Here is a 13439-nt window from a genome sequence, read left to right as displayed (position 1 = left end):
ACGAGCTGTCCTACCGATGAGCGGAGGCGAGCGTCTCTACATAGATCAGGCGATGAGCAGGCGGCTGTCGAGCTCTGCTGCGTCGAGATCGAGAATGTCGCGGTTGCGTTCGGCCCACCGGCCGGAGGCGAGATCAAGGCGCAGGCTGCGGATCGCCCGCTGCTCGGCCTCGGGCCCGACTCTGGCCCAGACCGACATTCCGCGACGGACATGGTCGTCGAGGTATGCCTCGGGCCGGCGCCAGTAGGCCTCGTAGAAACCGTCGGCGCAGTTCCACGGGATGAGCACCGGTTCGGTCCGGGCGGCGATTGCGCCGGCCAGTTCGGCCAGGGAAGGCCGGCCGGCCCAGAGGCCGGCGTGCTCCGGCAGGTAGTCGCGAGTCAGCCAGAACCGATCAGGGCCGCCGGCGTCGTGCGTGAACACCACCACGCGGCGCGCGACGCGCCGCATCTCACGCAGGCCTGCGATCGGGTCCTGCCAGTGGTCGACCGTGGCAAGAGCCATCGCGGCGTCGAAGGACTGGTCCTCGAACGGAAGGCGCTCCGCAGTGGCAGCCACGCAGGGCGCTGCTCCCGCGGGGCGCTGCGCCCGCATGGCCGCCGATGGTTCCACGGCGGTGACGTCACGGTCCCAGGGCTCGTAGGACCCGGTGCCCGCCCCCACATTCAGCACGGTCCGGGCATCACCGAGCGCCGCCCAGACCTGTTCGGCGATCCGCGGCTCGGTGCGCCGCGTCTCGGTGTAGGTCGTGCCGATGGTGTCGTACAACTGCGCCCTTGACATCCGGCCTCCATCTCGGCGGCGAATCATGTAGTGACCTGTCGCTCTGATATATCGGATCGATACATCGGACTCTACGATGCTGTACGTGCACCGCGCTGCCCCCACCCTGCTCGCGTACGAAGGGCAGCGGTGGGGAAACTCCGTGGACCAGCACCGGCCATGATCGGAAAAATGCCGGGATGGAACCGACACAGACAGCGCTCATCGTGGCGATACCCGAGGCCGAGGAAGCGGTGGGCCGGTTCCGGGAGTCTCTCGACCCGGCTGCCTCCTGGGGCGTACCGGCACACGTGACCGTCCTCTACCCGTTTCTGCCTCCGCAGCAGATCAACGACCAGGCCCTGACCGTGCTGCGCAAGACCATTGCCGGCATACCCCGGTTCGATGTCGCGCTGACTCACATCGACTGGTTCGGTGACACGGTCGTATGGCTTGCACCGCAGCCCGACCGCCCGTTCCGGAACCTCACCGCGGCGGTGTGGCAGCGGTTTCCCGAGACCACCCCGTATGGCGGGGCGCACACGGAGGTGGTGCCACACCTGACCATCGGCCACGACGCCCCCAAGCCCACACTGAGCCACGCCGCGGAAACCGTCTCCGCGCAACTGCCGATCAACGCGACCGTCGACATGGTTCGCCTCATCGCCGGAACGCCCGGCCTGAGCCCGTGGCGCACCGTCTGCGAGTTCCCACTGGGGGCGGGTCACGCGGACCTGTTCGAGGACGACCTGGACCAGGTTGCGGATCGCCCGGACCGGGCGGCGGGTCCTGCTGTTGTGGACTCGGTGCGGACTGAGGGCGTCGGTCCGGATCTCGATGGGGTTCGCCCGGGTCGCCGGCAGCACGGCTGACCCGGGGGTTTTGCGTGGTGGGGCGGGCGGGACTCGAGCAGCGTCAGCTTGGGAACTGTCGATGTCCGGCTGTTACGTTCTGCCAGTGAGACGGCTAGTGGACCGGCGCCGTGATCTCGCCGGGTGGTTGGTGACGCCGCTGTTCACCCTGGTAGCGGCTCCAGTGTTGGCCTGCTTCGCCGGGGTGTTGGGAAGCCTCGGGGACAAGAACGGCCCGCCGGCACTGTGCGAGGAGGCCATGGCTGAAAACATGTGCGAGGAGGCCAGCCTCGGGGTGATCGGCGGGCATGTGGTGATCTCAAGCGCTATGTGGTTGCTGCTCTGGGTTATCCCGTGGTGGCGAGGTCTTCGCACGGTGCGCGTTCTGCTCGCCGTCGCCGCGACCGTCGTTCTCGTACTCCTGCCAGTGCGGATGTTCAACTGGTCCTTCTCGTACACCTGACAATCGCGCGTCCGCAGGAACTGCTGGTACATCTCGTGCCGCTCGAAGGCCGCTCGCGCATGCCAGCTTCGCCGGTGTTCGTCCTCGGGTTGCCTCCCTTGGCCGACCAGGCGGCACACGGCGGCCAGTCTGGCGGTGGCCGAGGGCGCCGACGTGAAGGCGGTGCAGCGGATGCTCGGGCACGCCTCGGCGGTGATGACGCTGGACGTGTACGCGGACCTGTTCGAGGAGGACCTGGACCAGATGGCGGACCGCCTGGACCGCGCGGTGGGTCGTGCGGACGCAGACTCAGTGCGGGCTGAGGGCGTCGGTCCGGAACTCGGTGGGTTTCGCCCGGGTCGCCGGCACCATGGCTGACCGGGAGTTTGCGTGGTGGGGCGGGCGGGACTCGAACCCGCGACCGAGGATTATGAGTGGCTGCGTCCGGCCTGACCTCGCCCTCTACCTACTACCCGTTTGCAACGGAGGCCACTCGAGCGCCGCTGTCCTCCTCGTCCGACCCCGTTTCGCACCACGGCCGGCACCACGCCATCCGTGCGACCAGGTGCCCTAGTCCGATCCGCCCTCGAGCTCACTCACCGATTCCGCTAGGGGCTACTTTCGACGAGGTTGCAGAGGAAACGGGCGAAAAACATCCAAGCCTCGTCCCGAGCATCACGGGGCTCGGTCGGCAAGACGCTCTTTACGGAGGCAGACAACTCGAGCACCTCGTTCCCGTCCCCCTTAGCAACCGCGAGTGCTAGGTCGAGTACGACAAACCTCCAAGACGCGTGGTCCGGAGCAGCGGTGCGAGCCACGTTGAGCTGAGGCAGGCTCATGGTGTAGAGGAAGAACTCGCGGGCTTCCTTAGCGGAGGAGATGAACATCTGGAGCGCCGCATAAAGCCCCAGATTGTGAAGCGTCATCCCCACAGCTTCCCTATATAGTGGAACATCTCCCATGCGAGCGATTAATGCATCGAGCTCCGCTCGTGCATCCCGCCATCTTTCCTGTCGAAGGACCGCCTCAACCAGGAGACGCCGAAGCTCCATGTACAGATTCCCGGCGCCGGGAGCCTCCAGATCAAGATACTTCCGACATATTATTTCGGCATCCTTCACATCGCCTGACTGAATCAGTTCATTCGCGCGTCGAGCGGCGTCACGCGCGCTGACAAAGTCATGCCTTGGCAACCTGCTTGCCAAGTCCTCCAGCACGTTCAGCAATGGTGCCGCCACCTGTCGGTCCCAGCCATTTCCCCCCACAACAGCCTCGATGGCTTGACCACAGAGGAAGGAAGCGGCGTGCTGAGCGTCCGGGTCGAAAGACATTGAGTACAAGTAAGGGACAACTGGCTCTAGAAGCCTCACAGCCTGCTGCGTGACGTCCCTATCGCCACCGCCTCGCAACATCAGCATTGTCGCAAGGTAAATTCTGGCCTGCTGAAGAAGTAGCTGGTTTGGTTCTTCGATTAAATCGAAAAGAGACAGTTCGGCTTCAAGTAGGCCTTGGGCTTCCGCCAAATTGCCCTGTGCATGATGAAAGCTTGCAAGATTGCCCAGCATGATGGCTGCACTGTTCGTCGCAACCCCCAGCCTGCGCAGGTGCTTAGCAAGTGCCTCTGCATGAGGGGCAATTACGTGGACGCGACCAGCTTCCCCATTGTGCATGGCCGCTTCAAGCCAAAGGTCAACATAAAATGCCACCTTATCCAGGTTCGATGAAGCCACTTCTTCGGAATGTATTTCTTCCACCCGCTCGCGAACTACTTCCTGTAGGATGCTATTTATTGTGATAGTAATCCGGGACTGCGGATCATCGTTGAATGACGGCGGCAACGGAGAATCGTCCCGGGAGAAAGAAACCAGCTTCAACAAACGAAAAGCTTCGGGAATTTCGGGCTCGTCACTGTAGATTGTCCCACGCTGGGGCGGCGCCTCTTCCGGGGGAAGCCTTGCTGCTGCAACAATCAGGTGGATCGGAATTCGGCGTTGCGCAAGATAGCAAGCGACAATCAGTGAATCATTGAGCAACTTTGCGACCCTGATGTCGTCTGCCGCAGAAATCATCCGCGTCATGCCTAACTCGATAGCGGAAACGAGTGTTCTAGGATAGCCGGCTGGCACAGAAGTCTTATCGTCCAGCGATCGAATCTTGAGGCGCTCTAGGTAGTGCTCAATATCATTGGCGCCAAATCCGCAGCTGAGCAGGTAGGCCGCCGCGAGCTCCAGCGCGAGGGGCCAATACTCCAGTGCGGCGGCGAGCCGGCGCAGCGCAGCTTGGTCGGTCGATGCATCGCTTTCAAGCTGCATCCGGGCCGAAAGGAGCGCCTCGGCTTCGGACGGAAGCATCGAGGTGACGCGTATACGAGCGCTGCCGCCGAAGCCATGAACGCTGTCCAGGGACGTGATTATTATGTCACCGTTGCCGATGCGTGGAAGCCACTGCTCCACTGAAGCGACATCTGCGTCATCCATGACGAGGAGCCATCGACCGGGAAAGGAAGCGATTCGTTCGTGGGTCAGGGTTCTCAGTGAATTGGTGTCGAGAGCCGAGTCAAGTCCGAACCACAATGCTATGTTTCGGAAGGACTCTAACAGAGCGGCTTCACTTGAGGCGTCGGCCCAAAGGACCAGGTCGTAGAGGTCCGCATACTCCGCTACGTACGCCGCGGCCAAGCTAGACTTCCCAATCCCGGACGGGCCAATCAGCGCGGCTCGCTTCACTGAACGCGACCCTGCTTTCCGCTGGCGCAGGCCCTCGAATAGCTGCTTCATTAGGTCCGGCCTCGCAACGTCGGGGACCGGCGCCATAACTCCCACAATGCGCCCCCAATCCCGCTCCCCGAGCGCTTCGCTCAAAATCGCGTCATCCAAATCGAGTGCATTTCGAAAATCGTCCAACCTCCAAACTGCATCTTCTACTGCCGCGGCCCGCCGCAGAGTTTCGGACAACAAGAACGACACAAGCAAGCCACTCGATTGGTGCCCGACGCCGCGCCGCCGGCCGCGTCGCCACATACGTATCGACTCCCGAATCGTTTCGCGGAGTTCGCCACGGTCCCGGCTGTCAGCAATAGTCCGACAGCGTTTCAGCCGCTCGAACTGCGCATCAGTTAGAGCGTTCAACTCAGCAAGAGCTCGAGGTGCGCCGCCTAGAGCATCAGCCAGCGTTGTTCGCAGCTCGGGTACAGATGCAGAATTTTGGATGCTGTCCCCGAACAACCGTTCAAGACTTGGCGGGAGAATCGCGTCCGTCAGAAGTAGGTAATTCTGTGCGTCACACCGCGCAACAAGCTTTGCAAGAATCGTGCAAGCTTCGCCTAGCCCCATCTTCGCACCGGCGGACCGACTCTTAACCTGAGCCGCGATAAGAACAGCGCCAGTTTCATCTACCATGTCAAAATCAACCGCGTCAACTTCAGCGGGGTTTGCGGGATTTGGATCGCCTTCTACGCGACAAGCAACGATTGCGGGGTTACTAATGCCCTTGAACATGTACTCGAGCGTCCGCAGATACTGATACTGAAAACCCCTAGCAGCAACCCGCCCGCCGTCGACCCCAGCCATTGGCCCTCCCCTACTGCGTCCGACTATAGGCACCATAGGTCACAGGGATGAGGCACACTAGAGCCGTTATGCCGGCGTCCGACAGCGAGCGATCAAAGTTTCTCTCTGCCCTGCCCCGTAGTCATGTCGGCCCGCCACGAAGCATCGCGGGCCGGCGACTCCTCATCGGCAAACTCCGCCAGCAACTCTTCGGCCATGCCGCGCTCCTCCGCCTCGAACCGCATACGAGTGATACGCGACGAGGTTCGTCACCCGCTCTTCGAATCCCTGCCTACGAAGGCAACTCGCACCGTCGAGGGCGTGCAACCCGGAGGCAGTGATGCCCGGCGCGTAGCCGACATCGTGCAACCAGGCTGCCGCGACGAGGACGTCTTTTGTCACCACCCACTGCCGCGCTAGACACGGCGGCCGCCTTTGCCTCTACAGCCTGCGTGTGCTTCCACCTTCGTGGCAACGAGCCTGCGAGCACGCACTCGGCAGCATCGCGTTCCATGGCTGGGAGGTTCACCTTTACAGCATACGTACGAGCAGACGGCGCCCCACCCACGCTGAGTTCCGATAGGGATCGAGAAGGGTACGATCCAGCTACAGCAAACAGAAGGAAGTACCATGCCATATACCTCAAGGCCAACTAAAACCCCCTCTGGCAGGGCCAGGCTGGGCAAGGTGGCTCCGCTTGGAAAGCTAATTAGGTACGAGGTCGTCGGACTATTTGGGAGCCGCAACCGCGAGTTCACCTTGGACCAAGACGAACCAACCTTGCTTACTGGTGCCAACGGCTCCGGAAAGTCGACCATTCTCCGAACAATTGATTTCATCAGCACCGGCCGATGGCAAGATCTCTTCGCCATCCCCTTTCATTCGATTACCCTCGACTTCGACTCAGGGATGCAGTTCGCCGCCCACAGAAGCGAGGACTCCGCCGAGATATACCTCACTGGCGAAGAGCCTTGGGTCATCAATCAAGATGAGCTCTGGCAACACAAATCTTGGTGGAACCTGTCCGCCAACAGCGCACTGGTCAACGTCAGAAACTCGATCGCCCACGGGTCAAGCCTGACCGATGAATTATTCCAGTCTGCGATAGCAGAAAGGCTAGGTCACTTACCGGCAGCCGAGAGACTGGCCCTGCTACTAACTACTAGTTCGCGGGCGCCCGAGTGGATCAAAGACTTCTCCACCCGCTTTCCAGTACTATTCATTACGGATCAGAGACTAGTAATTGAACCGGCAAAGCGTAAGTCCCAGCAAGGGTCCTCTTCCACGGAAGCCGTGACAACTAGGTTCGCCGCAGAGGAGGCAGCTCAAAACATTGCAGAGGAGATCGCAGCGGCGCAGGCCGCTTACGCTAGCCGAAGCCAGTCGCTCGACCGCAACTTTCCGCAACGCGTGATAAGAGCAATCGCGACCACGAGGAAGGCAAGCGAGAACGAGCTTCGGCGACAGCTCGATACTCTTACCAAACAACGTCGACTTCTTCGAGAGGTTGCCCTTCTACCCCAAGAGGCTGAGGATGAGTTCGACGAGCTAGATTTTACCGCTCCTCACACGCGCGCAGTCATTGCTACCTATATTCAAGACACCAAGAAGAAGCTAGCCGTATTGGAGCCACTGCGGCGCCGTTTGGCCCTCTTCTCCCAATTCGTCAACCGCCATTTCGAACCAAAGTCGATCTGGTTTGATATTGAGAAGGGCTTTACCATCGCCGCGGGCGAAGGGAACGAGTCGCTGCCCCCAAAGCGGCTCTCCAGCGGTGAGCAGCAGCTCCTAGTTCTCGCACACCACGTCCTGTTCCGCGCGGCCCCAGGGACGCTTGTCCTAATCGACGAACCCGAACTATCACTTCACGTGGTATGGCAGGCCACTTTAGTGGATGATCTCACCGAAATGGGCCGGGAGCGAGACTTGACGTTCGTTCTCGCTACTCACTCCCCGACGCTCATCGCAGGGCGAAACGATCTGCGGCGTAGCCTAGATACCCGACACTGAGATGCCCGAATACCCCTCAGCGAAGGCATTGATTGCAGACGCCCACCTTCGGATGGAGCTCTGGCCCGACCCCCTAGGCGTGATCGTTGTGGAGGGGCCGGACGATAATCGGCTTTTCCAGAGACGTGTCCATCACCCCGCTCAGATCATCGTCGCCGGTGGACGTCGGCTGCTACTTGCGGCCTTCGAAATCACCCAGCCGTACGACCGCGACTCGATCCTGTTTATAACGGACTGCGACTATGCAGTCCGACGAGGGGACCTCTCAGGGGGCCATGGTCTTGCCATAACTGCTCACACCAACGTCGAGGCAGACCTACTGGCCCTCGGGCTCCTGGAGAGCGTAGTTCAAGAAATCGTTCCCAGCGTGGTTGGAAGACAGAATCCTGCACGAGTTTCCGAAGCTGTCCTTGACATGGCGCGATCACTCGCGGTGCCACTCGGAAGAATCAGAATGGCGGCAGAGCCTTTGGGGGTCGACCTTGGATTCGACTCCATAGACTTGAGTAAGTATTGGTTTCGGAAGGAACGGACGGCCGACGTCGCCAAATTGAAGAGAGTGATCAGCGACAAACTGAATGCGAATGGAGTGTCCCGGCTGGACTGGGAGTCACGTCTAGCCGATACACCCGAGGACCCAGACATCTGTAATGGAAAAGACCTAATTAGAGCAACGCGCTTGATCCTCAACTACTACTATGGGTTGGATCGTGAGGTAACTGAAACGATCCTTACGCGAATGATACGAATCGCCATGACCGAAGACGCCTTTTCAAGGTGGCCTGTGGTGCAGCGCATTCGAACGTGGGAGGTGCGGACGGAAAGGGTTGTTCTGCGATGACTTGCTGATTGATTAACGTCGCCGCTGGCACCTTCACGCAGGAGGCTCAACAATCCGCTCCCTAACTCCTTAAAGGACTTCTCGGGGCGGGGTGAGGCGGCATGCGTGCTGCAAGTGTCGACGCGGCTCGTTGATCGGATTCCGACAACGAGGCAGCATAGACGCGAAGGGTCGTAGCGCCTCCACCGCCTTGGCCGAGCCGGCCAGCAACGGTATGAACGTCGACACCTGCGGCGATCAATTCCGTTGCTGAGTAGTGCCGTAGGGCGCGCAGTTTCGTTTCGACATTGAGCCGCGCGGCCATTCGGCCGAACCGTTGCGTGGCGGTGTCAGGCACGAGCGGCATACTGCCATCCGCGTTCGGTGAAAACACATAACCCTGGGCGAGCATGAACAAGCCCAGCGCTGGCGCACGAGCCTGGCAGCGCTCCAGATGATCTCGCAGCACCTCAACCGTCTCGGCGTCTAAGGCAACACGGCGCTGCTGGTGCGTCTTCGTATCCTGCTCTCGCACCATGCCGGCGTCGTCGACGTACAGCGCACTCCGCAGTGTCAGGACGGCGGCGTCAAGGTCGAGCGCGGACCACCGCAGTGCGCACAGCTCGCTGCGCCTGGCGCCGGTTGTCATGGCCACCCAGACGAACGCGCCCCAGTCGGGGTCCTCCCCAAGCCTCCTCTACGAGCCGAGCCGCCTTCGCGGCGGAGGGCGGGTGCGGAGCCGGCTGCGGCCCTCCCGGCTTCTCTGCCTGGTCAGCCGGGTTAACCGCAATCCAGCGCCACCGGACGGCCCGGTTCAACACGCCGGACAGGATCCAATGGATCTGTCGGATCGACGCTGGCGCGAGCGCCTTGCACTCGTGCGGCCGGCACTTGTCAGTGCACTCGTGCTCCCCGGCCTTCCGATGCTCGATTACCTTGCGGCCGCCTCCACAGTGGTCGCGGCACTTGCGGAGCACGGCGTAGAACGACTCCAGCGTCTCCGCGTCCAAACGGCCGACTGGCAGTTTGCCGAGCAATGGCCGAACGTGCTTGTTCAGATTCTTGACGTACCCCTGCCGGGTCGACGCCTCGACGTCGAGCACCTCCAGCCAGCGGTCGAGCAGCTGGTCGACGGTCGCTCGGGTCCGCGGGTTGCGGCGCTCGTCAACTTGGGCCAGGAACCGAGTGCGTGCCTTTTCGGCTTCCTTCCCTGCGGTCGGGCCCGCCGGGATGACTTCGCTCAGGTAGTGCCGCTTCCTACTGATCGGGTCGATGCCCGCGTAGACCTTCACCCGCAGGGAGCCGCTGGGCAGCTCCTCGATCTCGCCTCGCTCGCGCTTTGTGCGCCCAGTAGGGTCGCCATGGGTCGACCGTAGCGCATTCGCACCACAAGTAGCACCATGCGAAGTTCGGCGATGCGGTGTTACTACTGGTGGGGCGGGCGGGACTCGAACCCGCGACCGAGGGATTATGAGTCCCCTGCTCTAACCGGCTGAGCTACCGCCCCGACACCGCGCCGGATCTTATCCCGCCCGGCGGCCGGCGGCCAGCATCGAGCCGGCCGGCGCCCACGCCCGCAGCAGCACGATGGGCAACAGGAATATAACAGCGCGCTGCCGCCCGCCCGGGGCGCCGGGCTGCACCCGGTCACGAGGCGCGCAGCTCCGCCAGGACCGCCCCGGCGGCGCGCCAACCGCTGGTCAGCGCACCCTGGATCGATGGGCTGTCGCGGTGGTCACCGGCCACGAACAGGCCCTCCCCCAGCGCCACCGGCTTGCGCAGCCGACCCTGCGGTGGCGGCGCGGCGGGCAGCGCGTCGGGGACGAACACGGTGGTGAGGTGGGTCCAGTCGGCGGTGGACCGGCCGTACAGCCGGGTCAACTCGGTCCGTACGGTCGGCTCGGGTGGGGCGGTCGGGCCGACCACCGAGGTGGCCACCAGGTGTCGTCCGGCCGGCGCGTACGTCGGGACGGCGTTGCTGAGCACCACGGTGTTCGCGATCGTCTCCCGCCGGTCGCCGTCGACGAGCAGGATCGGCTCGGTCAGCGGCGGCTCTGGGGCGCTGTGGTAGTAGGTGGTGTAGCTGTGCATGCGTACCGTCGCCAGGGCCGGCAGCAGCGCGGCCGCGGCGGGCGGGTCGACGGCGACCACGACGGCCCGGCAGCGGATGTCGCCGGCCTGGGTGCGGACCCGGCGGGGGGCGACCTCGGCGACCGGGGTGTCCAGCGTGATCAGGTCGGCGGGCAGCGGGTCGGCGATGGCCCGGGGCAGCGCGGCCATTCCCTCGGCGGGAAGCCCGATCCGGCCGCGGGCGAAGGAACGCAGCACCATCGCCAGCACATGGCTGGAGGTGGACAGCTCCCGGTCGATGAACACGCCGGACAGGAACGGCCGCAGCAGCTCCTCGATGATCGCGTCGGACAGGCCGGCTCGGCGCAGCGCCACCTCCGCGCTGGTCTCCGGCGCGGCGAGGAGCCGGGATGCGGGCAGCGTGGCGCAGCCGGCGGCGAGCGCGGCGAAGCGCAGCCGGTCGCGCAGGGAGCCGACGTTGGCCAGCGCGGTGCCGGGCCCGCCGGTCGGCTCGCGCAACGGGTTGACCAGCCGCAGCAGGTCGTCGCCCTTGCGCACCAGCACGCCGGACGTGAAGTACCCGAGGTCGAGCCGGTCGATGTCCAACAGCGTGCCGAGGCGGGGATAGGCGGTGTTGAGCACCTGGAAACCACGGTCGATCAGGTGGCCGTCGACGACGTCGGTGGCGATCCGGCCGCCGAGCCGGCCGCCGGCCTCCAGGAGCCGCCAGGGCACGCCGGCCCGATGCAGCCGGCGGGCGGCGGCGAGGCCGGCCAGGCCGCCGCCGACGATGACGACGTCGGTCTCAGCGAGCATGGCGGGCCTCCCGCTCACCGTTCGCCCGGGACAACCGGCCCGGCCACCAGACCTTCGGCCCGATGTCGTACGCGAGCGCGGGCACCAGCAACGACCGGACGATGATGGTGTCGATGAGCACCCCCACGGCGACGGCGGTGCCCAGCTCGACCAGCACCACCAGCGGCAGGACGGCCAGCGCGGAGAAGGTCGCGGCGAGCACGATGCCGGCGGAGGTGATCACCCCACCGGTGACGGCGAGGCCGCCCAGCACGCCGGCCCGGGTGCCGCGTTTGACGGACTCCTCCCGGACCCGGCTCATCAGGAAGATGTTGTAGTCGATGCCGAGCGCGACCAGGAAGACGAACGCGAACAGCGGGAACGATGCGTCCACCCCGGGAAAGCCGAAGGCGTGGCGGAACAGCAGCGCGCACAGGCCGAGGGTGGCCGCGAAGCTGAGCAGCACGGTGGCGATCAGCAGCACCGGTGCGAGGAGCGCGCGCAGCAGCAGGACCAGGATGACCGCGATGACCACGAGCACCACCGGGATGATGACGTTCTGGTCGCGCCGGGCGGCGTCGGAGGTGTCCACGTTGATCGCGGTGAAGCCGCCGACCACCGCGTCCGCGCCGGGCACCTGGTGTACGGCGACCCGCAGGTCCCGGATGGTCCGCTCGGCGCCGTCGCTGTCCGGTGGGTCGGCGAGGGTCGCGTCCAGCTGAACCCGCCCGTCGACCACCTTCGGCGCGGCGTTCTCCTCCGGTGGGCCACCCTGCCGGCCGGCGCTGACCGGCCGGACCGCGGCGACGCCGGGCACGTCCTGCGCGACCTGGGCGACCTGTCGGGCGGTCTGCTCGGTGGCGAAGATGGTGGCCGGGCTGCCGGTGCCGGCCGGATAGTGGCGGGCGATGACCTCCTGGCCCTCGACCGAGTCGGTGCGCTGGGTGAACAGGTCGGACTGGCCGAGGGTGGTGGCGCCGAGCTGGGTGAGGCCGAGCGTGAGGACGGCCAGCACGACCGCGGTGCTCAGCCAGACCGGCCGGGCGTTGCGGGCCACGAAGCCGGCGATCCGGCTCCAGATGCCGTGCTCGGTCTGCGGGTCGGCCTGGTCCGCGCGGGGCCGCCGCGGCCAGAACGCCCACCGGCCGCCGAGCAGCAGCAACGCCGGTAGGAAGGTGAGCATCACCAGCAGGGTGGCGGCGATGCCGATGGCGGCGACCGGGCCGAGCGCCCGGTTGGAGTTGAGGCTGGACAGCAGCAGGCAGAGCAGGCTGACGATGACCGTCCCACCGGAGGCGATGATGGCCGGGGCGGCGCCCTTCCACGCGGTCCGCATGGCGTCCCAGGGGCGGTCGTGCCGGTGCAGCTCCTCCCGGTACCGGGCGATGAGCAGCAGCGCGTAGTCGGTGCCGGCGCCGAAGACCAGCACGGTGAGGATGCCCTGGGCCTGCCCGTTGAGTTTGAGCACGTCGGCGTCGGCGAGCAGGTAGACGAAGACCGAGGCCAGCGCGTACGACATCCCGGCGGCGAGCAGCGGGAAGACCCAGAGCACCGGGCTGCGGTAGACGATCAGCAGGATCACCAGGACCACGACCAGGGTGACCAGCAGCAGTGGCCCGTCGATGGCGGAGAAGACCTCGATCAGGTCGGCGAGCAGACCGGCTGGTCCGGCGACGTCCACGGTGAGCCCGTCCCGGTCACCGCCGACGATGTCGCGCACGTTCTCGACGACCGAGCCGATCTCCTCCCCCTCGGCGTCGTCCACCGGTACGACGACCTGGAGTGCCTGGCCGTCCTGGCTGGGGATCGGCGGGGGAAGCGGGTTGACCACGCCGGGCACCTGGGCGAAACGGGCGACGTCGGCGCTCACACGCTGCCGGTCCGCGTCGGTGATACCCGAGGTCCGTTCGTAGACGACCAGCGCCGGGATGGTCTGCCGGTCGACGAACTCGCCGGCGAGGTCCTGCGCTCGGGTCGCCTCGGCGTCGGTGGGCAGGAAGGCGGCGTTGTCGTTGGTGGCGACCTCGCCGAGGCGCCCGGCGTACGGCCCGGCGACGCCCCCGATCACCAGCCAGGCCAGCACGACCGCCACCGCGATCAGGGTGGCTCGCCTCCCGCCCCCTCCTCGCCCGACCATCCCC

General features: G+C 64.7%; 11 protein-coding genes, 1 tRNA gene and 1 pseudogene. 5 read left to right on the top strand and 8 right to left on the bottom strand.

Annotated elements, in window-relative coordinates; all coding sequences use genetic code 11:
• Window positions 1-45: 45 nt before the first annotated feature.
• Window positions 46-786 (bottom strand): annotated as a pseudogene (locus EAD89_RS18410) (class I SAM-dependent methyltransferase); the annotation flags it as partial.
• Between the two features lie 176 nt (window positions 787-962).
• On the opposite strand from EAD89_RS18410, the gene EAD89_RS18405 reads away from it, so the two are divergent.
• From EAD89_RS18405 to EAD89_RS31075, 3 genes are all read left to right on the top strand, one after another.
• Complete coding sequence (locus tag EAD89_RS18405; RefSeq protein WP_121676601.1) at window positions 963-1634, top strand: 2'-5' RNA ligase family protein; 672 nt, start codon at window positions 963-965, stop codon at window positions 1632-1634.
• A gap of 130 nt (window positions 1635-1764) precedes the next feature.
• Window positions 1765-2076, top strand: coding sequence for a hypothetical protein (locus tag EAD89_RS18400; RefSeq protein ID WP_147458830.1), 312 nt, complete (start codon window positions 1765-1767; stop codon window positions 2074-2076).
• A 30-nt stretch (window positions 2077-2106) separates the two neighbouring features.
• On the top strand, window positions 2107-2433 hold the full coding sequence (locus EAD89_RS31075; RefSeq protein ID WP_121676599.1) for a tyrosine-type recombinase/integrase: 327 nt from the start codon (window positions 2107-2109) through the stop codon (window positions 2431-2433).
• Between the two features lie 230 nt (window positions 2434-2663).
• On the opposite strand, the gene EAD89_RS30265 is transcribed toward EAD89_RS31075, so the two are convergent.
• Together EAD89_RS30265 and EAD89_RS31360 are read right to left on the bottom strand one after the other, a co-directional pair.
• Window positions 2664-5624 carry a hypothetical protein gene (locus EAD89_RS30265; RefSeq protein WP_147458829.1) on the bottom strand — a complete coding sequence of 987 codons (2961 nt, stop codon included), beginning with the start codon at window positions 5622-5624 and terminating at the stop codon, window positions 2664-2666.
• Between the two features lie 162 nt (window positions 5625-5786).
• On the bottom strand, window positions 5787-6005 hold the full coding sequence (locus tag EAD89_RS31360) for an HD domain-containing protein (protein WP_199733552.1): 219 nt from the start codon (window positions 6003-6005) through the stop codon (window positions 5787-5789).
• A 228-nt stretch (window positions 6006-6233) separates the two neighbouring features.
• Between EAD89_RS31360 and EAD89_RS18380 the strand changes: the two genes are divergently transcribed.
• Together EAD89_RS18380 and EAD89_RS30260 are read left to right on the top strand one after the other, a co-directional pair.
• Window positions 6234-7613, top strand: coding sequence for an AAA family ATPase (locus EAD89_RS18380; RefSeq protein WP_121676597.1), 1380 nt, complete (start codon window positions 6234-6236; stop codon window positions 7611-7613).
• A 1-nt stretch (window position 7614) separates the two neighbouring features.
• The gene (locus tag EAD89_RS30260) at window positions 7615-8454 is read left to right on the top strand and encodes a hypothetical protein (RefSeq protein ID WP_147458828.1); all 840 of its coding nucleotides are present in this window, start codon (window positions 7615-7617) and stop codon (window positions 8452-8454) included.
• Between the two features lie 61 nt (window positions 8455-8515).
• Here EAD89_RS30260 and EAD89_RS31070 read toward each other — a convergent pair whose 3' ends face one another.
• From EAD89_RS31070 to EAD89_RS18360, 5 genes are all read right to left on the bottom strand, one after another.
• Window positions 8516-9082 (bottom strand): tyrosine-type recombinase/integrase, encoded by a 567-nt coding sequence (locus EAD89_RS31070; protein WP_233578799.1) that lies wholly within the window; start codon window positions 9080-9082, stop codon window positions 8516-8518.
• The gene (locus tag EAD89_RS31065; RefSeq protein ID WP_233578793.1) at window positions 9021-9725 is read right to left on the bottom strand and encodes an N-terminal phage integrase SAM-like domain-containing protein; all 705 of its coding nucleotides are present in this window, start codon (window positions 9723-9725) and stop codon (window positions 9021-9023) included. The genes EAD89_RS31070 and EAD89_RS31065 overlap by 62 nt, the downstream gene beginning before the upstream one ends.
• A gap of 138 nt (window positions 9726-9863) precedes the next feature.
• Window positions 9864-9940: transfer RNA gene (locus EAD89_RS18370), tRNA-Ile, on the bottom strand.
• 140 nt (window positions 9941-10080) lie between these two features.
• Window positions 10081-11319: an FAD-dependent oxidoreductase gene (locus EAD89_RS18365; protein ID WP_121676596.1), complete on the bottom strand. Its 1239-nt coding sequence runs from the start codon at window positions 11317-11319 to the stop codon at window positions 10081-10083.
• Window positions 11309-13435: an MMPL family transporter gene (locus EAD89_RS18360; protein WP_121676595.1), complete on the bottom strand. Its 2127-nt coding sequence runs from the start codon at window positions 13433-13435 to the stop codon at window positions 11309-11311. The genes EAD89_RS18365 and EAD89_RS18360 overlap by 11 nt, the downstream gene beginning before the upstream one ends.
• Window positions 13436-13439: the final 4 nt, after the last annotated feature.

The organism is Micromonospora sp. BL4 (assembly GCF_003667505.1).
Lineage (GTDB): Bacteria > Actinomycetota > Actinomycetes > Mycobacteriales > Micromonosporaceae > Micromonospora.
Note: the sequence above shows the minus strand (reverse complement) of the source record. Positions and strands in the feature narration are given on the sequence as shown.